Raw genomic sequence first — 25,474 nt, 5'->3', positions numbered from 1 at the left:
CGGATACAAAAAGGGCGCGGAAAAGATCCCGCGCCCATGAAGACTTGGGAAGGCGCAGCTTACTCGGCTGCTGCCTCTTCCTTCTTCTTGTCAGCAGGGATTTCTTGGCCGGTTGCCTGGTCGACAACCTTCATCGACAGGCGGACCTTGCCACGCTCGTCGAAGCCGAGGAGCTTGACCCAGACCTTCTGGCCTTCCTTGACGACGTCCTGCGTCTTGGCAACGCGCTCGGAAGCGAGCTGCGAGATGTGGACGAGACCATCACGGGCGCCGAAGAAGTTGACGAACGCGCCGAAGTCGGCGGTCTTGACGACCGTGCCTTCGTAGATCTGGCCAACCTCCGGTTCTGCAACGATCGAGTGGATCCACTTGCGGGCAGCTTCGATTTCCTTGGCCGAGGAAGAGGCGATCTTAACGGTGCCGTCGTCTTCGATGTTGATCTTCGCGCCGGTCTTTTCGACGATTTCGCGGATGACCTTGCCGCCGGAGCCGATGACTTCACGGATCTTGTCGACCGGAATGTTCATGACTTCGATGCGCGGTGCGAATTCGCCGAGCTGGCCGCGGCTCTCGGTGATGGCCTTTGCCATCTCGCCGAGGATGTGCTTGCGGCCGCCCTGTGCCTGGCCGAGAGCGACCTTCATGATCTCTTCGGTGATGCCGGCGATCTTGATGTCCATCTGCAGCGAGGTGATGCCGTCGGCCGTACCAGCGACCTTGAAGTCCATGTCGCCGAGGTGGTCTTCGTCACCGAGAATATCGGAGAGGACCGCGAAGCGATCGCCTTCGAGGATCAGGCCCATGGCAATACCGGCAACCGGCTTTGCGAGCGGAACGCCAGCGTCCATCAGAGCAAGCGACGTGCCGCAGACGGTGGCCATCGAGGAGGAGCCGTTCGACTCGGTGATCTCGGAGACGACGCGCAGCGTGTAGGGGAATTGCTCGGCAGTCGGCAGCATCGGGCGGATAGCGCGCCATGCGAGCTTGCCGTGGCCGATTTCGCGGCGGCCCGGGGAGCCCATGCGGCCGGTTTCGCCAACGGAGTAAGGAGGGAAGTTGTAGTGGAGCAGGAAGCGCTCCTTGTACATGCCGGTGAGCGAGTCGACATACTGCTCGTCTTCGCCGGTGCCGAGGGTGGCAACGACGATCGCCTGCGTTTCACCGCGGGTGAAGAGCGCCGAACCATGCGTGCGCGGCAGGAGACCGACTTCCGAAACAATCGGACGAACGGTTTCGAGGTCGCGGCCGTCGATGCGGCTCTTGGTGTCGAGGATGTTCCAACGAACGATCTTCGCCTGAAGGTGCTTAAAGATCGCGCCGACTTCTTCGGCAGTGTACTTGGCTTCGCCTTCCTCAGGCAGGAAGTGCGCCTTGACCTTCGCCTTGACAGCGTCGACGGCAGCGTAGCGCTCAGCCTTCTGCGTGTTCTTGTAGGCGGTGCGAAGCTCGGCTTCGAAATGCTTCAGCATTTCGCCTTCGAGTTCGGAATAGTCTTCCGGCTGGAAGTCGCGCGGTTCTTTGGCAGCCACTTCAGCGAGCTTGATGATCGCGTCGAGAACCGGCTGGAAGCCGCGGTGGCCGAACATGACGGCGCCGAGCATGACTTCCTCGTTGAGTTCCTTGGCTTCGGATTCAACCATCAGAACGGCGTCGTGCGTACCGGCAACGACGAGGTCGAGCACCGACTCGTCCATCTCGTCGAGATGCGGGTTGAGGACGTATTCGCCGTTGATATAGCCGACGCGCGCGCCGCCGACCGGGCCCATGAAGGGAACGCCGGAGAGCGTCAGGGCTGCCGAGGTCGCAACCATCGACAGGATGTCGGGGTTGTTTTCAAGGTCATGCTGGATGACGGTGACAACGACCTGCGTGTCGTTCTTGTAGCCCTCCGGGAAGAGCGGGCGGATCGGGCGGTCGATCAGGCGGGAAACGAGGGTTTCGTTTTCGGACGGGCGACCTTCGCGCTTGAAATAGCCGCCGGGGATCTTGCCGGCTGCGTAGGTCTTTTCCTGGTAGTTGACGGTGAGCGGGAAGAAGTCCTGCCCCGGCTTCGGCGCCTTGGCGGAAACGACGGTAGCGAGGACCACGGTCTCGCCGTAGGTTGCGAGAACAGCGCCATCAGCCTGGCGGGCGATCTTGCCGGTTTCGAGCTTTAGCGGGCGGCCTGCCCACTCGATTTCAACACTGTGAGTATCGAACATATGTCTTGTCCTTCAATGCGGGAACATGCGCCTCGCCTTCCAAGGCACCGCGCACGGTCAACCGCAATCAGTGTGACGCATCATGGGCAAGACAACGGGAGGCTTTGCATCGACGGCCCCGGAAGAGACCGGGCCAAAGCTCCTGAAGCTCTGGCCGAAAGCATCCGGCAATCCTGCCCCATGACAGGTCAACGGTTGGTTTGGCAGAACCGGCCCATCCGGGTCTGCCGGGCAATCCGCCACGTGTGGCGGAATCGGGAAAAGGCTTCCCGAAAAAATCCGGCGGGCGTCCCAATGGGAGCGCCCGCCGAAAAAATCATTAGCGGCGGATACCCAGGCTGCCGATCAGCTTGGTGTAGCGGCCTTCGTCCTTCTTCTTGAGGTAATCAAGAAGCGAGCGGCGGCTGGAAACCATCGTCAGCAGACCACGGCGGGAATGGTTATCCTTCTTGTGGTCCTTGAAGTGGCCGGTCAGGTTGTTGATACGCTCGGTCAGGATGGCAACCTGTACTTCCGGTGAACCGGTGTCGCCTTCGAACGTTGCGTATTCCTTGATCAGAGCCGTCTTGCGCTCAGCAGTAATCGACATCGGATAATCCTTTCGATGAGAGGAGATAAGGTCGCCAAAAGCCGGGATGTCGTCCAGCTTTGGCCGCGAATGCATTCAAGCCCTGCCTGATGCTGGCGCTGCGTATAAACCAAATGTGTCGCGATGGAAAGAGGCATGGCCGCAGACGGCTGATTCGTCACTTTCCGGTCATTGCATCCCGGATCATCGCATTATAACCCTCGGGGTCCTGCAACATGGCGAAGTGGCTCGCGTCCTTGAGGATCACCAGCTTCGACCCTGGAATCTGTTTGGCCATCATCTCGGTATGGTCGCGCTTGACAGCCTCGTCGTGATCGCCGATCGCCAGGGTGACGGGCACCTTGATCTTGTCGAGGTCGTCGGCTGTCCAGGCAGGTTGGCTCCCCCACATCGCCATCATCTGCTTGAAGAAGGCGCTATAGCCGTTTGGCGTCGGCGACAGCTTCCTGTAGGCCTCGCCTGCGGCTTTTATGTACTCCTTGAACGTCTTGTTGTCCGTGGCGTCAGACTTGACGCCGTCGGTCGTCACGTTCGCGGCCTGCGCAACGACGTATGTCAGCTTTTCCGGGTTCTTCATCGCCATATCGATGCCGATGATGCCGCCATCCGACCAGCCGACCAGTGTCACCTTGTCGAGCTTCAGATAATCGAGCAACGCGACATAATCTGAGGTCATCAGGTCATAACCGAAAGGCTGCTCGCTGCGCGTCGAACGACCGTGTCCTCGGCTGTCAGCAACGATCACCCGGTGATCCTTCGCGAAATCGGCGACCTGATAGCCCCAGACATCGGCGCTGCCGAGCCCACCGTGGATGAACAGGATCGGCTCACCTTCGCCGTACTCTGCATAGTACATTTTGATGTCGTTGACGGGAGCCATGCCGCTCGTCTTTGCCGGAGGCATCGGCGGAAAGGCTGGCAACTTCGCCCAGCGTTCCGCGGAGTGGACATTGGCGGCCATCAAGACCGCCGAGAAGAACATCAGGATGCCGGCTGCAACTCTGCACATGACTTTCTCCCTGACCTGAACGGCCCCACGGCCCAGATCAGGGAAGCATATCCCAATGGCAAAGGTTGACAATTGCGACCTATAGTTAGGTCCGCCCTTATCCGGCAGAAACCAGAGGTTACTGAAAACTCAGCCGAAGACGCGCTTCGGACGGAACTCGCCCTGGCCAATCTCGCCGATTGCGATCAGCTTGCCACGGGCTGTGGCGTAGGCTTCGCTTTCGGCAACCGGCGCATCCCGGCCACGCACGAGGATCGGATTGCCCATCTTCAGCCGGTGTGCCTGGTCGTCGTTGACGACGAGATGCGGCAGCGAAGAAAGCGCTTCGCTCGTGTCGATCAGAAGGGCGTCCAGTGCAGCAAGTCGCTCGTCCGCGTCCTCGATTGCCTCGAGCGCGACGAGATCGGCGAGCGGCACCATTGTTTCTTCGGCAAAGGGCGCAACAAAACTGCGGCGCAGGCCGGAGATGTGGCCATAGCTGCGGAGTTCGCGGCCAAAGTCGCGAGCCAGCGCCCGGACATAGGTGCCCTTGCCGCATTCGACTTCGAAATGCGCTGTATTGGCATCCGGGCAGGCAAGCAGCGTGAGACGGAAGATTTCAACCTCACGGGAGGGGATGTCGACGGCCTCGCCGTCACGGGCCAGATCATAGGCGCGCTCGCCGGCAATCTTGATCGCGGAGAACTGCGGCGGAACCTGACTGATAACGCCGGTATACTTCGGCAGGAGATCGCGGATCTGTTGCTCGCTCGGGCGCGCATCGGAGCTCTGGGTCACATCGCCCTCGAGATCGTCGGTTGCGCGTTCCTCGCCCCAGGTCACTGTGAATTCGTAGATCTTGCGGCCGTCCATCACGTAGGGAACGGTCTTCGTCGCATCACCGAGCGCAATCGGCAGCATGCCCGAAGCCAGCGGGTCAAGCGTGCCGGCGTGACCGCACTTCTGCGCCTTGAACAGCCACTTGATCTTGGAAACGGCTTCGGTGGAGCCGAAATCGACCGGCTTATCAAGGATCAGCCAACCGGAGATCGGGCGGCCCTTCGGTTTACGTGGTTTGGACATCAGTCTCTTCTACTATTCTTCTTCAGTATCGCCTTGGTCGAGATCGCGCTGGACCTCGGGCGAGCGCAGCAACTCGTCGATCTTCTTGTAATTGTCGAAGCTCGTATCGTCGCGGAAGCGGACTTCCGGCATGTACTTCATCTGCCGAAGCTGCGGGCCGAGGCGACCGCGAATGTATTTCGCATTGCGGTTCAGCGCGCCGATCACCGCATCATGATCCGTCACGCCGAGCGGCGTCACAAACGCCGTCGCGATCTTCAGGTCGGGCGACATTCGGACTTCGGAGATGGAAATCACGGTCTTCTCGATCACGTCATCGCGCACTTCGCCGCGCTGCAGAACCTGCGTGATGGCGGCGCGAACCTGCTCGCCGACGCGCAGCATGCGCTGCGAAGGTGCGGAGGTTGTTGGTCTTGTTGCCATTTTTCTTTGCCTCAAAAGGTTCGGGCGCCGGCCTCACATGATCCGGCGCCCGTCCAAATTTCCAATATCACACGATCAGAGCGTACGGGTGATGTGTTCGACGCGGAAGCACTCGATCGTGTCGCCGGCGCGGATGTCTTCGTAGTTCTCGAAAGCCATACCGCATTCCTGGCCGGAATGCACTTCCGAGACTTCGTCCTTGAAGCGCTTGAGCGTCTTGAGCTTGCCTTCGTGGATGACGACGTTGTCGCGGATGAGGCGGACGCCGACGCCACGCTCGACCTTGCCTTCGGTGACGCGGCAGCCCGCGACCTTGCCGACCTTCGTGATGTTGAACACCTCGAGGATCTCGGCGTTGCCGAGGAAGGTTTCGCGGCGCTCCGGCGAGAGCAGACCCGACATCGCCGCCTTCACGTCATCCACGAGGTCGTAGATAATGTTGTAGTAGCGAATTTCGATGCCCTGACGTTCGGCCAGAGTGCGAGCCTGCGCGTTTGCACGGACGTTGAAGCCGATGATCGCGGCGCCCGATGCCTCGGCAAGCGAGATATCCGATTCCGTAACACCGCCGACGGCCGAGTGAACGATGCGGGCGCGGACTTCGTCCGTACCGAGCTTTTCGAGAGCACCGGCGATCGCTTCGATCGAACCCTGCACGTCGCCCTTGATGACCAGCGGGAACTCCTTGACACCGGCGGACTGCAGCTGCGTCATCATCTGTTCCAGCGAGCCGCGCTGGCCCGAATGGCGGGCGGCAGCCTTGTCGCGGGCGAGACGCTGGCGGTATTCCGAGATCTCTCGAGCACGGCCTTCGTTTTCGACGACCGCGAACTTGTCACCCGCCTGCGGCGTGCCGGAGAGGCCGAGCACCTCGACCGGCATGGCCGGCGGGGCTTCCTTGACATGTTCGCCCTTGTCGGTGACGAGCGCGCGAACACGACCCCAGACATCGCCAGCGACGATGATCTGGCCGGGCTTCAGCGTGCCGTTCTGGACGAGAACCGTGGCAACCGAACCGCGGCCGCGGTCGAGCTGGGCTTCGATGACCGTACCTTCCGCCGTGCGGTTCGGATTGGCCTTGAGGTCGAGGATTTCGGACTGCAGCAGGATGGCTTCCAGCAGCTTGTCGAGGTTCAAGCCCGTCTTCGCCGAAACTTCGACGTCGAGAACTTCACCACCCATCGATTCTACGAAGACTTCGTGCTGCAGGAGCTGCGTACGAACCTTCTGCGGATCGGCGCTCGGCTTGTCGACCTTGTTGATCGCCACAATGATCGGAACACCGGCCGCCTTGGCATGGTTGATCGATTCAATCGTCTGCGGCATGACACTGTCGTCAGCTGCAACGACCAGGATCGCGATGTCGGTCGCCTGCGCACCACGGGCACGCATTGCCGTGAAGGCGGCGTGGCCGGGGGTGTCGATGAAGGTGATCTTCTGACCGTTCTGTTCGACCTGGTAGGCGCCGATATGCTGCGTGATACCACCGGCTTCGCCGGCAACCACGTTGGCATGACGGATTGCGTCGAGCAATGAGGTCTTGCCATGGTCGACGTGACCCATGATCGTCACAACCGGCGGACGCGAAACGCGATCGCCTTCCTGGTCGGCAACATTGAAGATGCCAAGCTCAACGTCGGATTCGGAGACACGCTTGACGGTATGGCCGAATTCGCCGGCAATGAGTTCCGCAAGGTCGGCGTCGATGACGTCGCCCGGCTTCATCATCTGGCCTTCCTTCATCAGGTACTTGATGACGTCGACCGCACGTTCGGACATACGCTGCGACAGTTCCTGAATGGTGATGGTTTCAGGTAGAATGACTTCGCGAACAACCTTTTCGCGGGTTTCCTGCATCTGGCTGCGGCGGAATTTTTCCTGGCGTCGGCGCATGGCAGCCATAGAGCGACCGCGTGCCGTGCCGTCGTCGTCGACGCCGGCAGTGCCGATCGTCAGCTTGCCACGGCGACGTTCGTCGTCCGTCTTCGGACGTGTCGTGACCGGCTTTGCCGGCTCGGGGCGCACGACGCGACCACGAGCGGGAACGCCACGGGGTGCCCCACGATCTTCTTCCTCGTTTTCACGGCGGCCGCGAACGGCCGGGGCAGCGACGCCGCCCGGGGCCGGACGTGCCTGGGTCGGCGAAGCAGCCGCGTCTGGACGACGTACTGCCGGCGTAGCCGGCTGGACGCGGGGAGCGTCTGCCGGCGCAGCTGGTGCCTCTGCCTCTACCGCGGCGGATGCGGTTGCAGCCGCGCGTACCGCTTCCTCCTCTGCACGCTGCTTGGCTTCTTCAGCTTCGGCAGCCTGACGCGCGGCGTCCTCTGCAGCACGGCGCTTTTCTTCCTCGGCGCGGCGAACGGCATCTTCCGCATCACGAACCTGCGCCATGGCAAGCGCACGACGACGGGCGTCCATTTCTTCCGGGGACAGGTGGTTCAGGACCACCGGCCGCGGACGATCTTGAGGACGCGACGATTGCGATGAAGGCTGCTGCGGACGCTGCTGCTGTCCACCCGGCTGATGGACGCGCGGCTGTGGTACCTGCGGACCGCGCGCCTGCACCGGTGCCGCGGGTGCCGGAGAACGGGCGGGTTCGGCGGCGCGAAGAGGCGCTACCGGCGCCGCAGATGTGATCGGGCGTTCGTCTTCCGGACGCATCGGACGCCGCTTTCGGGTCTCGACAACGACCGCCTTGGTGCGACCGCGGCCCATGTCCTGGCGCACGGTGCCCTGGCTCATTCCCGACGGCTTCAGGGTCAGAGTCTTCTTGCCCGGTCCGTTCAGTGTCTTGTCGTCATTGCTATCGGTCATTCGTTCCCGTTCCTTCGGACAGGGAGCGATGACGTCATCAGGCCCTGTCAATCAAATATGTCGATCAATGATGTTGGGACCGGACAAGCCGGTGACCGTATCATTGTTTTTGCCGGCCAGCGCCGCCCGCTGCCCGGGACTGACCGCCATTGCGGTACTGTTCGAGCATCTTTGCGCGCTTCACTACACCCTCACCCGCCTGCCCTGCAAGCACTGCAGCATGGATAAAAGCGTTCTGGCCCATCAGGCCTTCCATTTCGCTCTCCGAGAAGAGACGGTAGGAAGGTATTTCCTCCTCGGTCTCCATTCCGAGGTGCCAGGCCTTGCGAGCCTGGTCGATTTTTCTCACGCCATCTTCGGCGGCATTCGTCGCGTGGAACACGGCAATCGCCGCTCCACTCCTGACTGCGGCGTCCACTTTCGCGGAGCCCGTAACGAACTGCCCCGCCTTGCGGGCCATGTTCATCATCTGCATCAACTGCTGTTCGAGCAGCGTCTCAACGGTTTGGCCGAGATCGGCTGCCGCCTTCACATCCGCTTTCAAAGCGCGGGCGAAGAGCCTCTTCGCCACGGCCTTGTCGACCAGCGAGCGATCGATCTTGACCCAACAGCCGCGTCCCGGAAGCTGGCGCTTCAGATCGGCGACCACAGTCCCATCGGGAGCGGCGACGAAGCGGATCAGCTCATCCGGCGATCCGCTTTCGCGCGTCACGATGCACATGCGACCATTCACGTCATATCCTGCAAGATCGTCGTCCTCAGGAGAAACGGTCGGCTCCCGCGCGGACATTATACTTCCTGCTCGGCCTCGGGAGCTTCTTCAGCTTCCGCGTCCTTGGCGAGATCTTCTTCGGTGATCCAGCCAGCCGCGAGGCGAGCCTGAACGACCATCTGCTCGGCTTCGACGCGCGAAACGTCGAACTTGGAGAACAGACCTTCGAACTTCTTGGTCTCGCCGTTCTTGCGTTCGCTCCAGCCGACGAGATCGTCAGCGGCGCAGCCGGCGAAGTCCTCGATCGTCTTAATGCCGTCTTCGCCGAGCGCGACCATCATCTGAGCGGTTATGCCGTCGATCTGGCGCAGTTCGTCGGAAACGCCAAGCGCCTTGCGCTTTTCGTCCATTTCGGCTTCCAGGCGCTCCAGGTATTCGCGGGCACGGGTCTGGATTTCCTGTGCCGTGTCTTCGTCGAAACCGTCGATCGAGGTGATTTCGTCGAGATCGACGTAAGCCAGCTCTTCGACCGCTGCGAAGCCTTCCGAGGCCAGTACCTGGCCGACCATCTCGTCAACGTCGAGCGAGTCCATGAACAGGTTGGTCCGCTCGTTGAATTCCTTCTGGCGGCGCTCGGATTCTTCGGCCTCCGTCATGATGTCGATGTCCCAGCCGGTCAGCTGCGACGCCAGACGGACGTTCTGGCCGCGGCGGCCGATGGCCAGCGACAGCTGCTCGTCCGGGACCACGACTTCGATGCGCTCTGCATCTTCGTCGAGAACGACCTTGGCCACTTCAGCCGGCTGCAGAGCGTTGACGACGAAGGTTGCCGGATCCTGCGACCACGGAATGATGTCGATCTTTTCGCCCTGAAGCTCGCCGACAACGGCCTGAACGCGCGAACCGCGCATACCGACACAGGCGCCGACCGGATCGATCGAGCTGTCGTTCGAAATCACGGCAATCTTGGCGCGCGAACCCGGATCGCGGGCAACCGACTTCACCTGGATAATGCCGTCGTAAATTTCAGGCACTTCCATAGTGAACAGCTTCACCATGAACTGCGGATGTGTGCGCGACAGGAAGATCTGCGGGCCGCGCTGCTCTCTGCGAACATCATATACGTAGGCACGGACGCGATCGCCATAGCGGACGTTTTCGCGCGGGATCATTTCGTCGCGACGGATGATGCCTTCGCCACGGCCGAGATCGACGATGACGTTGCCGTATTCGACGCGCTTGACGGTGCCGTTGACGATCTCGCCGACGCGATCCTTGAACTCGTCGAACTGGCGATCACGCTCGGCTTCGCGAACCTTCTGAACGATAACCTGCTTTGCGGACTGAGCCGCGATACGGCCGAAATCCATCGGCGGCAGCGGATCGGCGATGAAATCGCCAAGGGCTGCATCCGGGTTGCGGTCGCGGGCCAGCTCGAGCGGGATCTGGGTCGAATAGTCTTCGGCCTTGTCGACAACTTCGAGCAGGCGCTGAAGGCGGATTTCGCCGGTCTTCGGGTTGATGTCGGCCCGAATGTTGGACTCAGTGCCGTAGCGAGAGCGCGCTGCCTTCTGGATCGCGTCTGCCATTGCGGCAAGCACGATCTCGCGGTCGATGACCTTTTCGCGCGCCACTGCATCTGCGATCTGCAGAAGTTCGAGCCGGTTCGCACTGACTGCCATTGTCTTTTCTCTCCGTCTAGGCGTCCGGGGTTCCCGTCCCTGGAGCCACAAGTTGATCGGTTATTCTTCGTCTTCCGCTTCGTTCTGGTTCGCGGCCTCTGCCTTCGCCAGCTTGTCGGCGCGCAGTGCATCACGGATCAGATCGTCGGTCAGAATGAGCTTTGCATCAGCGAGGGCCGTGAACGGAATAACGATATTCTGTTCTTCGCCCTCGGAAACCTGGTCACGCTCGAGCGTGAAACCGTCGGCGTCGGTCGCAACGATCTTACCACGGAAGCGCTTACGGTTGCCGACCATGATCGACGTTTCGCACTTCAGAAGATGTCCCTGCCAGCGCACGAAATCGGACTTCCGCACCATCGGGCGGTCGATACCCGGCGAAGACACTTCCAGATGATACTCTCTATCGATAGGATCTTCCACATCGAGAACCGGAGAAACGGCCATCGAGACCTCTTCGCAGCCTTCGACGTCCATCGTTCCATCGTTGCGCTCGGCCATGATCTGCATGGTGGCGCCGTTCTGGTTGAGCATGCGCACACGGACCAGACGGTAACCAAGGTCAACAAGCACGGGCTCGATAATGTCGGCAAGGCGCTGATCGAGACCAGTCTCCGTGATGAGCCGCGGCTCAAGTTCATTGTCTGCTTTCGTCGGATCCGACAAGCGATGCGCTCCTAGCAATGTCATGCATTTTGGGTGATCGCGGTAATAAAAAAGAGCGGGTCCTTGCGGCCCACTCTTCATCAATGCGATCAAGATTTGAGAGCCATATAGGCCCGTTTTTACGAAATTGCAAGCTCCGTCGCTAACCTTCCAATGAGCTCCCGCGCTAGCCAGCGGCATCTTTCGCCATATATTGGCTCAGAGGGACCGGCATCGGGAGGGATCGTGCCATACACTTCGTCGACACTGGCGCCGTTGCGGCACGAAACCTACCGGACGATCTGGTTTGCAAGCCTCGCTTCGAACTTCGGCGGGCTGATCCAGGCGGTTGGCGCCGCCTGGATGATGACAACTATCACGGCATCGGAAAATATGGTCGCGCTGGTGCAGACATCGACGGCGCTGCCGATCATGCTCTTCTCGCTCGTATCGGGCGCCCTTGCCGACAGCTTTGACCGCCGCCGGGTGATGCTGACCGCGCAGTATTTCATGCTTGCGGTTTCGGCGCTGCTCAGCATATCGGCCTACTTCGACTGGCTTTCGCCCTGGCTGCTCCTCTTCTTCACGTTCCTGATCGGCTGCGGCACTGCGTTGAACAATCCGTCGTGGCAGGCTTCGGTCGGCGACATGGTGCCACGCAGCGACCTGCCGGGCGCGGTCACGTTGAACAGCGTCGGCTTCAACATCACCCGCAGCGTTGGCCCCGCGATCGGCGGCGTTATCGTCGCTGCCGCCGGCGCGGCAGCGGCCTTTGCCGTCAACACGCTGAGCTACTTCGCGCTGATCTATGCGCTAATTCGCTGGAAGCCGGGCCCCCCGGCCTCCACCCTGCCACGGGAAACGCTTGGCAGCGCAGTGTTTGCGGGCCTTCGCTATGTGTCAATGTCGCCCAACCTGCAGAAGGTGCTGCTGCGCGGGCTCATCTTCGGGATCAGCGCCAGCTCGATTCTCGCATTGCTGCCGATCGTGGCGATCGACCTCGTCGTCGGCGGCCCGCTGACCTACGGTCTCATGCTCGGCTCCTTCGGCATCGGTGCGATCGGCGGCGCGATGCTGAATGATCGGCTGCGCGAACGCTTCTCCAGTGAAACGATCGTGCGGATTTCCTTCGCCGGCTTTGCGCTGAGCGCCGCGATTGCCTCTTTCAGCCCGATTGCCGCACTGACCTGTGCCGGGCTGGTGATATCAGGGGCATGCTGGGTGCTGGCACTTTCGCTGTTCAACACGATCGTCCAGTTGTCGACGCCGCGCTGGGTCGTCGGCCGCGCTTTGTCGCTCTATCAGACGGTGACCTTCGGCGGCATCGCCGGCGGCAGCTGGCTATGGGGCGTGGCGGCCGATCGCTACGGCGTCTCGGACACCTTGTTGATCTCCGCCGTCGTCATGCTCTTTGGCATCGTCGTCGGGCTGCGCTTTGCCATGCCGGCCTTTGCCTCGCTCAATCTCGACCCGCTCAACCGCTTCATCGAGCCGGCGCTTGGCCTCGATATTGCGCCGCGCAGCGGTCCGATCGTCGTCCAAATCGATTACGAAATCGCCGATGCGGATGTTCCCGAGTTCCTGGCTCTGATGGGCGAGCGGCGGCGTATCAGAATTCGCGATGGCGCCCGCAATTGGGCGCTGATGCGCGATCTCGAAAAGCCGGGGCGATGGACGGAGACCTACCACACGCCGACCTGGGTCGAATACATCAGACACAATCAGCGCCGAACGCAGGCCGATGCGGAAAACATCGAACGGCTTCGGGCGCTTCACCACGGCGAACAACTGCCGCAGGTCCACCGGCTGATCGAGCGCCAGGCCATTCCGCCCGACAGCGACGTCTTCTACAAGACACCGATCGATCTGCACCATTGAGGCAAGACATGCATTCCTTTCGCCCCGCCCGTCCTTCCGATCTGACGGCAATCATCGTCCTGCTCTCTGATGACGATCTCGGCGCCACCCGCGAGATCATCTCGGATCCGCCAGAGACAAGGTATGTTACCGCATTCGAGGCAATCGAAGCCGATGCAAACCAACTGCTGGCCGTCGCGGTGGACGAGGACGATCGTGTCATCGGCTGCCTGCAGCTGACGTTTATACCCGGCTTGTCCCGAACGGGCATGTGGCGCGGGCAGATCGAGAGCGTGCGTGTTGCCAGAGACGCGCGTGGCCTGGGCCTTGGCTCCGATTTCATCGAATGGGCTGTTGCGCGCTGCGCCGAACGCGGCTGTGGTCTGGTGCAATTGACGTGCGACAAATCGCGGAGGGATTCAATCCGCTTCTACGCGAAGCTGGGGTTCGTTGCGAGCCACGAGGGCTTGAAGCGCAACCTCTAGGCTTACTTCAACTTGCCGATCATCGTTGCCTCGGGATAGCAGGTCGGCTTCATGCCGTTCTTTTCCTGCCACTGGCCGATGGACCGGCGCGTCTTGTAGCCCGGCAGCCCGTCGGAGCCGCCGACATCGTATCCCTTCTTCTCCAATGCTTTCTGCATGGCCGCGACGTCGGATCGCAGCATCTTGCCGACATCGCCCCATGCCCCTTGGAAGGCGCCGGAGCCGTACGCAATGCGATCGGCGAGGTTGCCGATATAGAGCGCGTACAGGTCGGAGTTGTTGTATTCCTTGATCACGTAGAAGTTCGGCGTGACGACGAATTCCGGCCCGTCACGGCCGGCCGGTACAAGCATTATGCCGGATGCCTTGCCTTCGTCGGAAGGGAAGGCCTTGCCGGATATGCGCGCGATGCCGAGCGAGGCCCAGTGCGATATGGGCTTGGCGAGATCCGGCCCTTCTTGCGCGCAGGAAACCTGATCGGGAATCGTCACTTCATATCCCCAGCCACGACCGCGCTGCCAGCCCTTCTGGACGAGGAAATTGGCGATCGAGGCAAGCGTGTCGGGAACCGATGTCCAGATATTGGGGTGGCCGTCACCGTCGAAATCGACGGCATATTTCAGATAACTGGTCGGCATGAACTGCGGCTGGCCAAGCGCGCCGGCCGATGAGCCTTTGAATTCGGCTGGTGTCGCGTCGCCGCGATCGATGATGTGCAGGGCAGCGAGCAGTTCAGTGCGGAACATCTCCTTGCGTGTCGACATGAAAGCCTTCGTTGCCAGCACCTCGATCGCCGAGTTGGGGATCTTGGCCGCCCCGAAACCCGTTTCGCGCCCCCAGACGGCAAGCACGATCGAACCGGGGACCCCGTAGGTTCTTTCGATCTTCTTCAGCGTCGAGGCATATTGCGATGCAAAACCGCGGCCGGTGCCCCCCAGCCGCTTCAGCCGATCCTCGTTGAAATAGGGCGCCGGGGAGGAGAATTCAGCCTGCGTCTGCTTCTGTTGCTTCGGCGGCGGGAAGCCGGGAGGGGCAAGATCGGTCAGGCTCCAGTTGAGTTCGACGCCCGCGAAGGACGCGCGAAACGCCCGCTCCGAAATACCGTTCTTCTGCGCCTCCGGCCAGAGATCAGCCTGCACCCATCTCTCGAATTGCGCTTCGACATCTGCTTGCGAAGCGGAAAGAACCGACGAGCATGACAGCGTCAGCAGCGCCACCGTTGCGATCACGAGGCGGCCGAAAATGCTCCTGTTCATGCTTCCCCCTAGATTGCCGTACGTGCTCGGAGCGCCGCTTGCAGTGTTCCTTCGTCGAGATAGTCGAGCTCGCCGCCGACCGGGACGCCGTGGGCGAGGCGCGTGATCTTCACGTCCAGCCCGCTCAGCTGGTCGGTTATATAGTGTGCTGTCGTCTGCCCCTCGACGGTCGCATTGACCGCGATGATTAGTTCGCGGATGCCGCCGGCGCTGGCGCGCTCGATCAGGCCGCGAATGTTGAGGTCATCAGGCCCGACGCCATCCAGCGGTGAGAGGGTGCCGCCGAGTACATGATAGGTCGCGTTCAAGGCGCCGGCACGCTCCAGCGCCCAGAGGTCAGAGACATCCTCGACGACGATGATGACGGATTGGTCGCGCCGGTCGTCCGTGCAGACCGTGCAAGGATCAACCGTATCGACATTGCCGCAATGGGAGCAGATCTTGACCTTGTCATAGGCCTCGCCCATCGCATTCGACAGGGGGCCGAGCAGCTGGTCTTTCTTCTTGATGAGGTGCAGGGCAGCCCGGCGCGCGGACCGCGGACCGAGGCCGGGCACCTTCGCCAGAAGCTGAATCAGTTTTTCGATCTCGGGGCCGGTGACTCGCTTTGCCATGAGCGGTTATTAGCCCATATGTTGCAAAAACGGAAACAGCTTGGGAGCGCCGCTCGATGAAAATCCTCGCCATCTGCATTGGCAGTGCCGAGCGGCTACCCGGCAAGAGCTACAAGACCGGCATCTACAAGCATCCCGTCGGCGGCAACGTGCTCGTCGATGCCGAGGGGCTTGTCGGCGACGCCATTTGTAACCAGAAACACCATGGTGGCGTCGACCAGGCCGTCTATCTCGAGGGTTCGCTGACGCTCGACTGGTGGTCAAAGGAGCTTGGGCGGCCAATCGAGCCGGGCACGTTCGGAGAGAACATGGTGATCGACGATCTCGATAACGGCATTGTCTCGGTGGGCGATAAATTCATAGCCGGCGATCTTGTTCTGGAGGTCACCAGCGCACGCATTCCTTGCGCCACTTTTGCCGCCCGGATGGGCGACCCGCTGTTCATCAAGCGCTACACGCAGGCAGCGCGGCCAGGCATCTATTGCCGCGTTCTTCACGGTGGGGCAATCGCAACCGGAATGACGGTCGACTATCTGCCCTATGACGGCGAGAAGGTCACGATGCCGGAGATGATCGCGACCTTCGGCAAGACACTCGCGGCGCAGGATCGCAGCCGCTATCTCGCAGCACCGATCCACTATAAACTGCGCGATATCTTGGCAGTGCATTCAGGCGCCTAGCGCAGGCGCGCCTCAAAGGCCGCCAATGCCGCCCTTCCCTCCGGCCACTCGCCGAGCCCGCTCTTCTCATTGATGTGACCGCGGGCACCGATACCCATGAATTCGCTACCCCAAGCATCGGCCTTGGTACGCGCATAGTCGAGCGAACCGAAAGGGTCGTCGCTACTGGCTATGACAAGCGACAGGAACGGAAGGGCCGTGACAGGTGGATCGGCAAAGCCGGCAGCCTCCGGGGGGAAAGCCGGCGAGCGTGGGTCCGGTGGCGCGACCAGCAAGGCGCCGCTGGCGCGATACGTGGCCCGCCGCGCCCAATGGGCAACCAGAAGGCAGGAGAGGCTATGGGCGACGAGAAATGGTTCGTTCTCCGATTGTCCGGCAGCCCGGTCCAGCGCGGCGATCCAATCCTCGAGGTCGGGCTGATCCCAGTTTGAGGGCGAAAACCGCCGCATGCGGGGATCGGCCGCCTCCCATCGGGACTGCCAGTGTGCTTCGCCAGACCCGCCAATGCCCGGCACCATGATGATATCTCGCATCGCTTCCTTCCTGTTGCTCGACGCATAAGCTGCGTGAGATAGTCTGCAAACGACATAGGAAATCATCGGAAAAATCATCGTTCAACCGATGAATTAAAGGCGAATAATGATGGCTGGTTTCATGAGCCGACAACTCGACCCGACCGACATGCTGATCGTCGAGATCATGCAGGCGGACGGGCGCATCTCTGTTTCCGAACTCGGGCGCAAGGTCGGTCTGTCGCAACCGGCTGCGTCCGAGCGGCTGAAACGCCTGGAAGAACGGGGAATCATCGAGGGTTACGGCGCCCGCGTCAATGCCGCGGCCCTCGGGCTGGGCATGATGGCCGTCGTTCGGCTGCGTACGAGCCACGAACATATCCGCAGCTGTCTCAAGCAATTCTCGGAAATGCCACAGATTGTCGAGGTTCTCAGGCTGACGGGAGAGGATTGCTTCGTGTTGAAGGTCCTGGTCCCCTCGCCGTCCGAGCTTGAAATCATCGTCGACAGCATCGCGCGCTACGGCGCAGTGACGACCTCCCTCGTATTGCGCGGCGAACCGATGAAGCCGATCGGCCGCGAACTGGTGAAACTGGCGCGACACCACCTCTGACGTGATTTCAACCACTGCCACTTGCTGACGAGGCCGACGCTCCTAGTTTTTCACGCACGGAGTGTAGATCGAAGGAGGCTCGCATGTCCATCGCAAGACTTATCGCGGCGGCAGTCATCGCCGCAACGGCCACCACCTTCCTATCAGCGACGCCGGCGGCCGCCCGCGTCAAGGTCGGCTCGCTTGGCTGTGACATATCTCCCGGATTTGGCGTGATCATCGGTTCGAAACGGACGCTCAACTGCATATTCACCCCGTCTTCGCCGGGACGGCCGAGCGAACGCTATACCGGTACAATCACCAAGCTTGGCATTGATATCGGCACTCTGGCGGGCGGCGGAATGATTTGGCTCGTCTATGCACCGACCAACCGGCTGGACGGCGCTCTGCAGGGAAGCTACTCCGGCGTCGCAGCCAATGCGACTGTCGGCCTCGGTGTCGGGGCTAATGTCCTTATCGGCGGTTTCGAAGGCTCGATTGCGTTGCAGCCGGTCTCGGCGGAGGGCACGTCCGGTCTCAATATCGCGGCAGGCGTTGCTAACATGATTCTGACCTGGGTGCCGCCGGCACCACCGCCACGGGCTCCCAAGCGGCATATCTCACAGCGATAGCCTAGCGCATCGCGATCGCGACCGCAGCGCCGGCCATCGTTCCGGCGCTGGCCCTATTGGCCACACGAATAGCGCGGCGGCTTTTCAGGAAGCCTCTCGCCTTCGCCGCGAGCAGCGCCCAACTGATATCGATGACGACCAGCACCAGAAGCATCGTCCCGACGAGTTCGGCCCAGCCGACCATGGTCACGGCGCGGATGTTGATGATCGAGGGCAGCAGCGCCATATAGAACATCATGATCTTCGGGTTGCCGAGCGTCACCGTCATGCCAGCGAGGAAAAGCTTTAGCGGCGATTGCGTGTCGGGTAGCGATTCAGCCTCACGGTCCGGCGAGGCAAACCACATCTTCCAGGCGAGATAGAGCAGATAGCAGACGCCGAGCCACCTCATGGCAACGAAGGCGTAATGGAAGGTTTCGGCAATCGCGGCGAGACCGGCAACGGCGCAGGTCAGCCAGATCGCCTCGCCGAGCCACATAGCCGCCAGGAAGGGAAGAACGTCACGCGCGCCCTTGGAGATCACACGGGCGACGAGGGCAGCAACACTCGGCCCCGGAGAGCCGGCAGCCACGAACAGCGCGCAGGCAAAGACGAACAGGCTGGTCAATGTCATCCGAATCCCCCTCACATGACGGAAGCGGTGCCAGGTTCGGCCGGCACCGCTCCTTCGGTCTACTGGCCGATCAGAACGGCATCTTGAAGCCGGGCGGGATCGGCAGGCCAGCGGTCAGCGCCTTGGTCTTCTCAGCCGCGGCGGCTTCCGCCTTGTCCTTGGCATCCTTGTGAGCGGCAACGATCAGGTCTTCGAGAATCTCGACATCGTCTTCCTTGAATAGCGACGGGTCGATCTTCAGGCTCTGCATCTCGCCCTTGCCGTTGAGGACCACGGTAACGAGGCCGCCACCCGACTTGCCTTCCGCATGGAGTTCGGCGATTTCCGCCTGCATCTTCTCCATCTTGGCCTGCATTTCCTTGACTTTGCCCATCATGCCCATGATGTCGCGCATCGTCTCGCTCCTTCTCGATATCTCAGAATATTATGTCGTCGCCGGGCAGGATGTCGCCTTCATCGGATTCGGCAGCGGCGGGCGCCTTGACCTCCTCTTCCTCGTCCGGCTCCGGTGCCCGCACGCGCACGTCGATGATCTTGGCGCCCGGAAACTGCGCGAGGATCGCCGCCACATCCGGGTCCTGCCGGGCGTCGCTCACCTGCTGCGCCTTGGCGCTGGCTTCGGCCTCGACGATTGTCGGCTGGCCCTGCTCGCGGCTGAGGCTGACGATCCAATGGATGCCCGTCCAGTCCTTGAGCTTGACCGCCAGTTCGTTGAGAAGCGTGCCGGGGGCGCCTTCGGTCAGAGTGACGTCGAGGCGACCGGGTTCGATGCGAACGGGACGGACGAAGTTGCGCACCAGCGCCTTGATCTTCGCATCGCGCTTGTCACCTGCTAGATTGGCGAGATCGGCGATGGAATTGACCGGCACCAATGGCTTCGGCGCCTCGGTGGGCTTCGTCTCGACACGCCCGACCGGCACGTAATGCGGATCGGGATTGGGAACCGCATGCAGCATGGCGGTCGGCCCCACGGGCTGCGGACGCGGTATCGGGTCCGTCGATCGCGCCGCCAGATTGCCCTGATAGTTCACCGTTGCGCCGCCACCGCTGTTGCCCGACGGCGCAGACGGACGGCTTCCACCGTTCGTCTCGGAAAACTCCGCGAGGCGACGGGCAGCATCCTCAGGTGCCGGTAGATGCGCGGCATGCGCCAGTCGGATCAGCACCATCTCGGCGGCGCCGGCCGGGCGCGAGGAGCCTTCGGCTTCCGGAATGCCCTTCAACAGCATCTGCCAGATGCGCGACAGCGCCGTCACCGCCACGCCCTGGGCGAATTCCGCAGCCTTTGTGCGTTCGATCTCGCTGAGCGAAGGGTCGTTCGCCGCGTCCGGCACATACTTCAGCCGCGTCACAAGATGCGTGAAATCGGCAAGATCGGTCAGCACCGCAACCGGATTGGCACCAGCTTCGTACTGGCTTTCGAATTCGCCCAGCGCCGCAGCAACATCACCTTTGACGATGTAATGAAAGAGATCGACGATGCGAGCGCGGTCGGCAAGGCCGAGCATGCCGCGTACGGCTTCGGTCAAAACGGCGCCGCCGCCATGGGCGATTGCCTGATCAAGCAGCGACAGACCGTCACGTGCCGAGCCTTCGGCGGCGCGGGCGATCATCGCCAGCGCATCGGGCTCTGCCTCGATGCCTTCCTTCGATGCGATCGTGGTGAAGAGGCCAACGAGATCCGAGGCGCTGATGCGGCGCAGGTCAAAGCGCTGGCAGCGCGACAGGACCGTGATCGGCACCTTACGGATTTCGGTGGTGGCGAAGATGAATTTCACATGCTCGGGCGGCTCTTCGAGCGTCTTCAGCAGGCCGTTGAAGGCCTGCGTCGAAAGCATGTGCACTTCGTCGATGATGTAGACCTTGTAGCGCGCCGAAACCGGACGGTAGCGCACCTGCTCGATGATCTCGCGGATATCGTCGATACCGGTATGAGAGGCGGCGTCCATCTCGATGACGTCGACATGCCGGCCTTCCATGATCGCCTGGCAGTGCTCGCCGGGAATGCGCAGATCGATCGTCGGCTTGTCGACCTCTGAGGTCTTGTAGTTCAGGGCGCGGGCAAGGATGCGGGCCGTCGTCGTCTTGCCGACCCCGCGAACACCGGTCAGCATGTAGGCCTGCGCAATGCGGCCGGTCTCGAAAGCGTTGGTCAGGGTCTGGACCATCGGCTCCTGGCCGACCATCAGATCCGTGAAATCCTTGGGGCGGTATTTGCGTGCCAGCACCCGGTATCCGGTGCCCGTCGAGGCGGCATCTTTTGATTGTCGCTCGGTGTCGCTCATCGCCCTGCTTAGCGCCCGGACTCATCGGGCAAAGGATGGAGAGAAGGGTGGGAGGCTGGCACGATGACCCGTGCCGGGCTCGTTAGGGCTGCTTCCTTCCGGACCTGACCCGGTTGGCGAGTGGCTCGTCCACCACCAACCTCCCGGATGCACATATCGGCAATATCGCCATCAAAAGCAAGCCAAGCTTAAAAAAAACTGCTAGCCTCAAGAAAACATGGAGGAATGCCTGTTGGACGATTTCAAGCTCGACCGTCGGTTGGAAAGCGATAGCGACAGAGTTATGCAGACGGGGCTCTGCGATCTCAGGCTGTCGAAGGACGCCCGTTGGCCGTGGCTGATTCTCGTACCGCGCAGGACGGATGTCACCGAAGTCTTCGAACTGACCCCGCTCGATCAGGTGTTGCTGACATTCGAGACGGAGATGGTCGCCTCCGCCCTGAAGAAGATCACCGGCGCCGCAAAAATCAATATCGGGGCCCTTGGCAACATCGTCCGTCAGCTGCATGTTCATGTCATTGCCCGCTTCGAAGGCGATGCCAATTGGCCAAATCCGGTTTGGGGATTTGGCAAGGCTGAACCCTATGCGGCGGATAAGAGAGACGACCTTATAGAGAAGTTGCGGGAAGCCCTTTCATCATGAGCCGTTCGCTTTTCGATTCGGATGTTCCGCATCCGGAACCCAGCAGCCTGACTGCCTTCGCTGCCAACGACCTGATCCGCGATTCCGAACATCGCGACGAGACTTCCGTCGACAAGGCACTTGCGAAGGAAGGAACGCATATCTTCGCTTTTGCGGGCGACAAATTGGTATTGAAGCACGACGGACAGGTGCTCGATCCGCTGTTTGCCCGTTACGAACTGAAAGACCTGCAGCCGAACTGGGACGAAACAGTGCTGCTCGGCTATCGCAAGACCGGCGAGCCCCGGCTTGCGGTTCCCGTCGGCGTCGCGGAAGAGGAATTGGCTAGCCAATACAAGCCCTCGGACGGACGCTCGCTATTTCGCGAGATGCTGCTTGATGAAGTCCTTCTCGGTGAGTTCGCCCAGGGCGCAAGCCTCATCCGTTGGAACCGGGACAACAAGTTCTGCGGCCGCTGCGGCTCGACCATGGAAATCCATATCGGCGGGTACAAGCGCGTCTGCTGGGCCTGCGGACACGAAATCTTCCCGCGCACCGATCCCGTCGTCATCATGCTGACGATCGACGAGGAACGCGATCTCTGCCTGCTCGGCCGCAGCCCGCATTTTGCGCCGGGTATGTATTCCTGTCTCGCCGGTTTCGTCGAGCCGGGTGAGACGATCGAGAACGCCGTGCGGCGCGAGACGTTGGAGGAATCCGGAATCCACACGGGAAGGATCCGCTACCACGCCTCGCAACCCTGGCCGATGCCGCATTCACTGATGATCGGCTGCTACGCCGAAGCCAGGTCCGAGCACGTGAAGTTCGACAGCCAGGAGCTGGAGGACTGCCGCTGGTTCACGCGTGCAGAAACGCTTGAGATGCTCGAACGCCCCGGCGCGACCGGCAAAGCCCCGCCACCCAAGGGCGCGATCGCCCATCGACTGATGCGCGATTGGGTAGAGTGGAAAAGGCAATAAGGCCTGACAGAACGAGGCCCCTGATATGGCACGCTCCGAACGCCTTTTGACGCTGCTGCAAACCCTGCGGCGCTATCGCCGGCCGGTCAGCGGCGCGGTGCTGGCAACAGAGACGGGCGTCAGCATCCGCACGCTTTACCGCGATATCGCCAGCCTGCAGGCACAAGGGGCTTTGATCGAAGGAGAGCCTGGCCTCGGCTATGTACTGAAGCCGGGCTTCATGCTGCCGCCGATGATGTTCTCGCTAGACGAAATCGAGGCGCTCGTTCTCGGTTCGCGCTGGGTGGCGCGCGCCGCCGATCCGCGACTTGCCGCCGCCGGCGCCGACGCGCTGGCGAAGATCGCGGATGTGCTGCCGCAAGAGATGCGCGACGAAATCGAGACATCGCCGCTGCTCGTGCATCTGCGACCGCCCGTTGCCGACAAGGCCGATCTCAGCGCCATTCGCAAGGCGATCCGCAGCGAACGAATCCTCAAGCTCACCTATTCGGACGAAAGTGGAACCGTCTCCGTCCGCAATATCTGGCCTTTCGCACTGAGTTATTTCGAGCATGTGCGCGTTGTTGTTGCCTGGTGCGAATTGCGTCGGGATTACCGTCACTTCCGCACGGATCGGATCGTCGAAATGACCCCCCAGGACGGGCGCTATCCGCGCCGGCGCGCAGTGCTACTCAAGGAATGGCGGGACCAGCAAGAGATTGCACCCTGACCTCGACGCTACTGCCATAAACTGACAGTGGTTAGCGCTATTATCGGTATCAATCCAACAGGAGGACCGATGATGACGAGCCTGAGACTCACCCGATCGACGCGTGGCGATCATCCTGTCGAGGACACCGCCGCTCATGCAGGATACCCGCAATCCACGCTCCTGCGGATGATGCTGAACGCGTCGCGCCACATGGCACGGAGCAAGTATCCGCGCCTCGATCCAGAGACCATGCCCGAGACGATGAAACGCGATCTCGGCTTCGTGGACTGGGGCCGCCCCTGCCACGAAGGATAGACCGCGACAGCGCAACTCCCAAGACGCGTAAACGACCGCCGCCGCTGCCGATGAGCGCAGCGGCGTTCCTTCGCCTGCCACCATCTCACAACGAGGACCATCGATGAACAGCCCGAACCTCATCATTCTCTACGTCAAGGACCCGGCCGAAAGCGCCGGTTTCTACCGATCGCTGCTTGGCCGCGAGCCGGTGGCCGAAGCTCCGAACTTCGTCGCTTTCGCGCTCGACGGCGGCTTCACGCTCGGCCTCTGGCGGCTGAGCAAGGTCGCGCCGCAGCCCTCTGCCACCGGTAGCCGCGCCGAGATCGCCTTCATGGTTCCCGGCGAGAACGGCGTGTCAACGCTTTACGAAGACTGGCGCAAACGCCAGCTACCCATCGCGCAAGATCTGACGGATATGGATTTCGGTCCAACCTTCGTCGTTCTCGACCCGGACGGCCATCGCTTGCGTGTCTGTGAGCCGGATAAGTAAGCTATAACGGAAAAGAGCGCCCGCCCGGAGGCGCCCTTCTCATTTCTGCAACTGCCCCCGCATCGGGTGGCCCTTGTAGACGCCGAGAATACGGACCTTCTCGGAGAAAAACCGAAGTTCCTCCAGTGCCCGCCGGACGTTCGGATCGTTCGGATGTCCCTCGATATCGGCATAGAACTGCGTTGCGACAAACTTGCCGCCGAGCTGATAGCTCTCCAGTTTGGTCATGTTGATGGTGTTCGTCGCAAAACCGCCGAGCGCCTTGTAGAGCGCGGCCGGAATGTTTCGGACGTTGAAGACAAACGTCGTAACGAGCTTCTCCTCATCGGAATTGCGATGCGCCCATTCCTCGTCGCGCGAGAGGACGACGAAGCGGGTGACGTTGTCCTCGGTGTCCTCGACGTTCTCCGCCACGATGTCGAGACCATAGAGATCCGCAGCAAGACGCGGCGCCAGCGCGGCCATCGAGCGATCACCGGTCTCCTGGACGAGCCTTGCAGCACCTGCCGTGTCGCCGGCGATTACCGGCTTCCAGCCGTGCGAGCGCACGATCTTGCGGCACTGGCCAAGTGCATGGATATGGCTGTGAACCGTGCGGATCTCATCCTTTGTCACGCCAGGAAGCACCATCAGCTGGAAGCGGATCGGCATGAAATATTCGCCGATGATGTGAAGGCGGGACTCCGGCAGCAGGTGATGAATGTCGGCGACGCGACCGGCGATCGTGTTCTCGATCGGGATCATCCCGATATCGGCATCGCCGTTCTCGACCGCCACGAAGGCATCCTCGAACGTCTGGCATGGCAGCGGTTCCATGGTCGGAAACATGTCGCGGCACGCCATGTCGGAGTTCGCGCCGAACTCGCCCTGGAAGGCGATCCTGTCGGTCTTGATGTTCATGGAAAATCCGTCACTTCGTTCTAGCGGAGAGAATGTGCCGCGCCTTCTCAAGGTCGGCGGGAGTATCGACACCGAGCGGAACCGTGTCAACGATCTCGACATCGATGCGCATGCCGGCCTCCAGCGCACGCAGTTGCTCCAGCGACTCGCGCTTTTCCAGGACCGATGGTCCAAGCGTTACGAAACGCTCCAGGGCCGACCGGCGATAAGCATAGAGGCCGATATGGTGATAGAGTGGTCCATCGCCGTAAGGTGCCGTCGCGCGCGTGAAGTAGAGAGCCTTCAGACGGCTTTCGGAGAGCGGTGAACCGACGACCTTGACGATATGCGGTGCAGTCTTGTCCGCCTCGTTATCGATTGCGATCGTTAGTGTTGCGATATCGACGCTCGGGTCTTCCAGAGGGCGCAGTGCGGCGCGAACCGTCTCCGGTTCAATCGTCGGCAGATCGCCCTGCACGTTGACGATGAACTTGGCCTGCCCTTCCGGATCCACCTTCCTGAGCGCTTCGTAAATGCGGTCCGAACCGGACTGATGATCCTTGCTCGTCATGACGACCTCGAAGCCCGCCTCGGCAACGACATCAAAGACCCGCTGGTCATCGACGGCGACGACGACGCGGCCAATCTCGGCTTCCTTCGCCCGCAACGCCACCTGCACGATCATCGGCAGACCGCAAATATCGGCAAGCGGCTTACCCGGAAGACGGGTCGATGCCATGCGGGCCGGGATCAGCACGAGCACGTGATCTAAATTTGGACTGGTCATTGTTCGGGCCTTCTAATCCGGGCGGAAAGGTGTCAAAAAGTCTCACGCAGCAGCCCATTTAGACT

27 protein-coding genes and 1 other RNA gene are annotated in these 25,474 nt (G+C 61.4%); 10 read left to right on the top strand and 18 right to left on the bottom strand.

Features of this window, described 5'->3' with window-relative positions:
* Positions 1–59 precede the first annotated feature (59 nt).
* The 9 genes from pnp to rimP form a co-directional block, all read right to left on the bottom strand.
* The gene (gene pnp, locus LPU83_RS38965) at positions 60–2,201 is read right to left on the bottom strand and encodes a polyribonucleotide nucleotidyltransferase (RefSeq protein WP_024316283.1); all 2,142 of its coding nucleotides are present in this window, start codon (positions 2,199–2,201) and stop codon (positions 60–62) included.
* Between the two features lie 319 nt (positions 2,202–2,520).
* Positions 2,521–2,790 (bottom strand): 30S ribosomal protein S15, encoded by a 270-nt coding sequence (rpsO, locus tag LPU83_RS38960; RefSeq protein ID WP_016552226.1) that lies wholly within the window; start codon positions 2,788–2,790, stop codon positions 2,521–2,523.
* 157 nt (positions 2,791–2,947) lie between these two features.
* Complete coding sequence (locus tag LPU83_RS38955) at positions 2,948–3,799, bottom strand: alpha/beta fold hydrolase (RefSeq protein ID WP_024316282.1); 852 nt, start codon at positions 3,797–3,799, stop codon at positions 2,948–2,950.
* 129 nt (positions 3,800–3,928) lie between these two features.
* Complete coding sequence (truB, locus tag LPU83_RS38950) at positions 3,929–4,861, bottom strand: tRNA pseudouridine(55) synthase TruB (protein WP_024316281.1); 933 nt, start codon at positions 4,859–4,861, stop codon at positions 3,929–3,931.
* 12 nt (positions 4,862–4,873) lie between these two features.
* Entirely contained in the window at positions 4,874–5,284 is a 411-nt protein-coding gene (gene rbfA / locus LPU83_RS38945) for a 30S ribosome-binding factor RbfA (RefSeq protein ID WP_024316280.1), read from the bottom strand.
* Positions 5,285–5,359: 75 nt separating this feature from the next.
* Positions 5,360–8,098: a translation initiation factor IF-2 gene (infB, locus tag LPU83_RS38940; protein WP_024316279.1), complete on the bottom strand. Its 2,739-nt coding sequence runs from the start codon at positions 8,096–8,098 to the stop codon at positions 5,360–5,362.
* Positions 8,099–8,198: 100 nt separating this feature from the next.
* Entirely contained in the window at positions 8,199–8,888 is a 690-nt protein-coding gene (locus tag LPU83_RS38935) for an RNA-binding protein (protein WP_029710177.1), read from the bottom strand.
* Positions 8,888–10,492, bottom strand: coding sequence for a transcription termination factor NusA (gene nusA, locus LPU83_RS38930; protein WP_024316277.1), 1,605 nt, complete (start codon positions 10,490–10,492; stop codon positions 8,888–8,890). The genes LPU83_RS38935 and nusA overlap by 1 nt, the downstream gene beginning before the upstream one ends.
* A 60-nt stretch (positions 10,493–10,552) precedes the next feature.
* Positions 10,553–11,158, bottom strand: a complete 606-nt coding sequence (gene rimP, locus LPU83_RS38925) for a ribosome maturation factor RimP (RefSeq protein WP_024316276.1) — start codon at positions 11,156–11,158, stop codon at positions 10,553–10,555.
* Between the two features lie 225 nt (positions 11,159–11,383).
* On the opposite strand from rimP, the gene LPU83_RS38920 reads away from it, so the two are divergent.
* Both LPU83_RS38920 and LPU83_RS38915 read left to right on the top strand, forming a co-directional pair.
* Positions 11,384–13,015 carry an MFS transporter gene (locus tag LPU83_RS38920; protein ID WP_024316275.1) on the top strand — a complete coding sequence of 544 codons (1,632 nt, stop codon included), beginning with the start codon at positions 11,384–11,386 and terminating at the stop codon, positions 13,013–13,015.
* Positions 13,016–13,023: 8 nt separating this feature from the next.
* Positions 13,024–13,479, top strand: coding sequence for a GNAT family N-acetyltransferase (locus tag LPU83_RS38915; RefSeq protein WP_024316274.1), 456 nt, complete (start codon positions 13,024–13,026; stop codon positions 13,477–13,479).
* Between the two features lie 2 nt (positions 13,480–13,481).
* Here LPU83_RS38915 and LPU83_RS38910 read toward each other — a convergent pair whose 3' ends face one another.
* Entirely contained in the window at positions 13,482–14,735 is a 1,254-nt protein-coding gene (locus tag LPU83_RS38910) for a lytic murein transglycosylase (RefSeq protein ID WP_024316273.1), read from the bottom strand.
* A gap of 8 nt (positions 14,736–14,743) precedes the next feature.
* Positions 14,744–15,349, bottom strand: coding sequence for a recombination mediator RecR (recR, locus tag LPU83_RS38905; RefSeq protein ID WP_024316272.1), 606 nt, complete (start codon positions 15,347–15,349; stop codon positions 14,744–14,746).
* 56 nt (positions 15,350–15,405) lie between these two features.
* On the opposite strand from recR, the gene LPU83_RS38900 reads away from it, so the two are divergent.
* The gene (locus tag LPU83_RS38900) at positions 15,406–16,029 is read left to right on the top strand and encodes an MOSC domain-containing protein (protein WP_024316271.1); all 624 of its coding nucleotides are present in this window, start codon (positions 15,406–15,408) and stop codon (positions 16,027–16,029) included.
* Here LPU83_RS38900 and LPU83_RS38895 read toward each other — a convergent pair.
* Positions 16,026–16,562: an RBBP9/YdeN family alpha/beta hydrolase gene (locus LPU83_RS38895; RefSeq protein ID WP_024316270.1), complete on the bottom strand. Its 537-nt coding sequence runs from the start codon at positions 16,560–16,562 to the stop codon at positions 16,026–16,028. The genes LPU83_RS38900 and LPU83_RS38895 overlap by 4 nt on opposite strands.
* 109 nt (positions 16,563–16,671) lie before the next feature.
* Here LPU83_RS38895 and LPU83_RS38890 point away from each other — a divergent pair, with 109 nt between their 5' ends.
* Together LPU83_RS38890 and LPU83_RS38885 are read left to right on the top strand one after the other, a co-directional pair.
* Positions 16,672–17,154, top strand: a complete 483-nt coding sequence (locus LPU83_RS38890) for an Lrp/AsnC family transcriptional regulator (RefSeq protein WP_024316269.1) — start codon at positions 16,672–16,674, stop codon at positions 17,152–17,154.
* Positions 17,155–17,237: 83 nt separating this feature from the next.
* On the top strand, positions 17,238–17,765 hold the full coding sequence (locus tag LPU83_RS38885) for a DUF992 domain-containing protein (RefSeq protein WP_024316268.1): 528 nt from the start codon (positions 17,238–17,240) through the stop codon (positions 17,763–17,765).
* A gap of 1 nt (position 17,766) precedes the next feature.
* Here LPU83_RS38885 and LPU83_RS38880 read toward each other — a convergent pair whose 3' ends face one another.
* From LPU83_RS38880 to ffs, 4 genes are all read right to left on the bottom strand, one after another.
* A complete protein-coding gene (locus LPU83_RS38880) occupies positions 17,767–18,378 on the bottom strand; it encodes a LysE family translocator (protein ID WP_024316267.1) in 612 nt (203 codons plus the stop codon).
* 70 nt (positions 18,379–18,448) lie between these two features.
* Positions 18,449–18,772 (bottom strand): YbaB/EbfC family nucleoid-associated protein, encoded by a 324-nt coding sequence (locus LPU83_RS38875; protein ID WP_024316266.1) that lies wholly within the window; start codon positions 18,770–18,772, stop codon positions 18,449–18,451.
* A 22-nt stretch (positions 18,773–18,794) separates the two neighbouring features.
* A complete protein-coding gene (locus tag LPU83_RS38870) occupies positions 18,795–20,663 on the bottom strand; it encodes a DNA polymerase III subunit gamma/tau (RefSeq protein ID WP_024316265.1) in 1,869 nt (622 codons plus the stop codon).
* A gap of 47 nt (positions 20,664–20,710) precedes the next feature.
* Positions 20,711–20,807, bottom strand: an RNA gene (gene ffs / locus LPU83_RS38865) — signal recognition particle sRNA small type.
* An 88-nt stretch (positions 20,808–20,895) separates the two neighbouring features.
* Between ffs and LPU83_RS38860 the strand changes: the two genes are divergently transcribed.
* The 5 genes from LPU83_RS38860 (at position 20,896) to LPU83_RS38840 (ending at position 23,743) form a co-directional block, all read left to right on the top strand.
* A complete protein-coding gene (locus LPU83_RS38860; RefSeq protein ID WP_024316264.1) occupies positions 20,896–21,306 on the top strand; it encodes an HIT domain-containing protein in 411 nt (136 codons plus the stop codon).
* Positions 21,303–22,265 carry an NAD(+) diphosphatase gene (nudC, locus tag LPU83_RS38855; RefSeq protein WP_024316263.1) on the top strand — a complete coding sequence of 321 codons (963 nt, stop codon included), beginning with the start codon at positions 21,303–21,305 and terminating at the stop codon, positions 22,263–22,265. The genes LPU83_RS38860 and nudC overlap by 4 nt, the downstream gene beginning before the upstream one ends.
* Before the next feature lie 25 nt (positions 22,266–22,290).
* Positions 22,291–22,974: a helix-turn-helix transcriptional regulator gene (locus tag LPU83_RS38850; RefSeq protein WP_024316262.1), complete on the top strand. Its 684-nt coding sequence runs from the start codon at positions 22,291–22,293 to the stop codon at positions 22,972–22,974.
* Between the two features lie 72 nt (positions 22,975–23,046).
* On the top strand, positions 23,047–23,271 hold the full coding sequence (locus LPU83_RS38845; RefSeq protein ID WP_231052202.1) for a hypothetical protein: 225 nt from the start codon (positions 23,047–23,049) through the stop codon (positions 23,269–23,271).
* A gap of 103 nt (positions 23,272–23,374) precedes the next feature.
* Positions 23,375–23,743, top strand: coding sequence for a VOC family protein (locus LPU83_RS38840; protein ID WP_024316260.1), 369 nt, complete (start codon positions 23,375–23,377; stop codon positions 23,741–23,743).
* A 39-nt stretch (positions 23,744–23,782) separates the two neighbouring features.
* On the opposite strand, the gene LPU83_RS38835 is transcribed toward LPU83_RS38840, so the two are convergent.
* Together LPU83_RS38835 and LPU83_RS38830 are read right to left on the bottom strand one after the other, a co-directional pair.
* Positions 23,783–24,643: a prephenate dehydratase gene (locus tag LPU83_RS38835; RefSeq protein ID WP_024316259.1), complete on the bottom strand. Its 861-nt coding sequence runs from the start codon at positions 24,641–24,643 to the stop codon at positions 23,783–23,785.
* A 10-nt stretch (positions 24,644–24,653) separates the two neighbouring features.
* Positions 24,654–25,409, bottom strand: coding sequence for a 3-deoxy-manno-octulosonate cytidylyltransferase (locus tag LPU83_RS38830; protein ID WP_024316258.1), 756 nt, complete (start codon positions 25,407–25,409; stop codon positions 24,654–24,656).
* Positions 25,410–25,474 lie beyond the last annotated feature (65 nt).

It is taken from the genome of Rhizobium favelukesii (genome assembly GCF_000577275.2).
GTDB classification, from domain to species: domain Bacteria; phylum Pseudomonadota; class Alphaproteobacteria; order Rhizobiales; family Rhizobiaceae; genus Rhizobium; species Rhizobium favelukesii.
The sequence above is the reverse complement of the archived record's forward strand: the minus strand, read 5'-3'. Positions and strand labels throughout refer to the sequence as shown.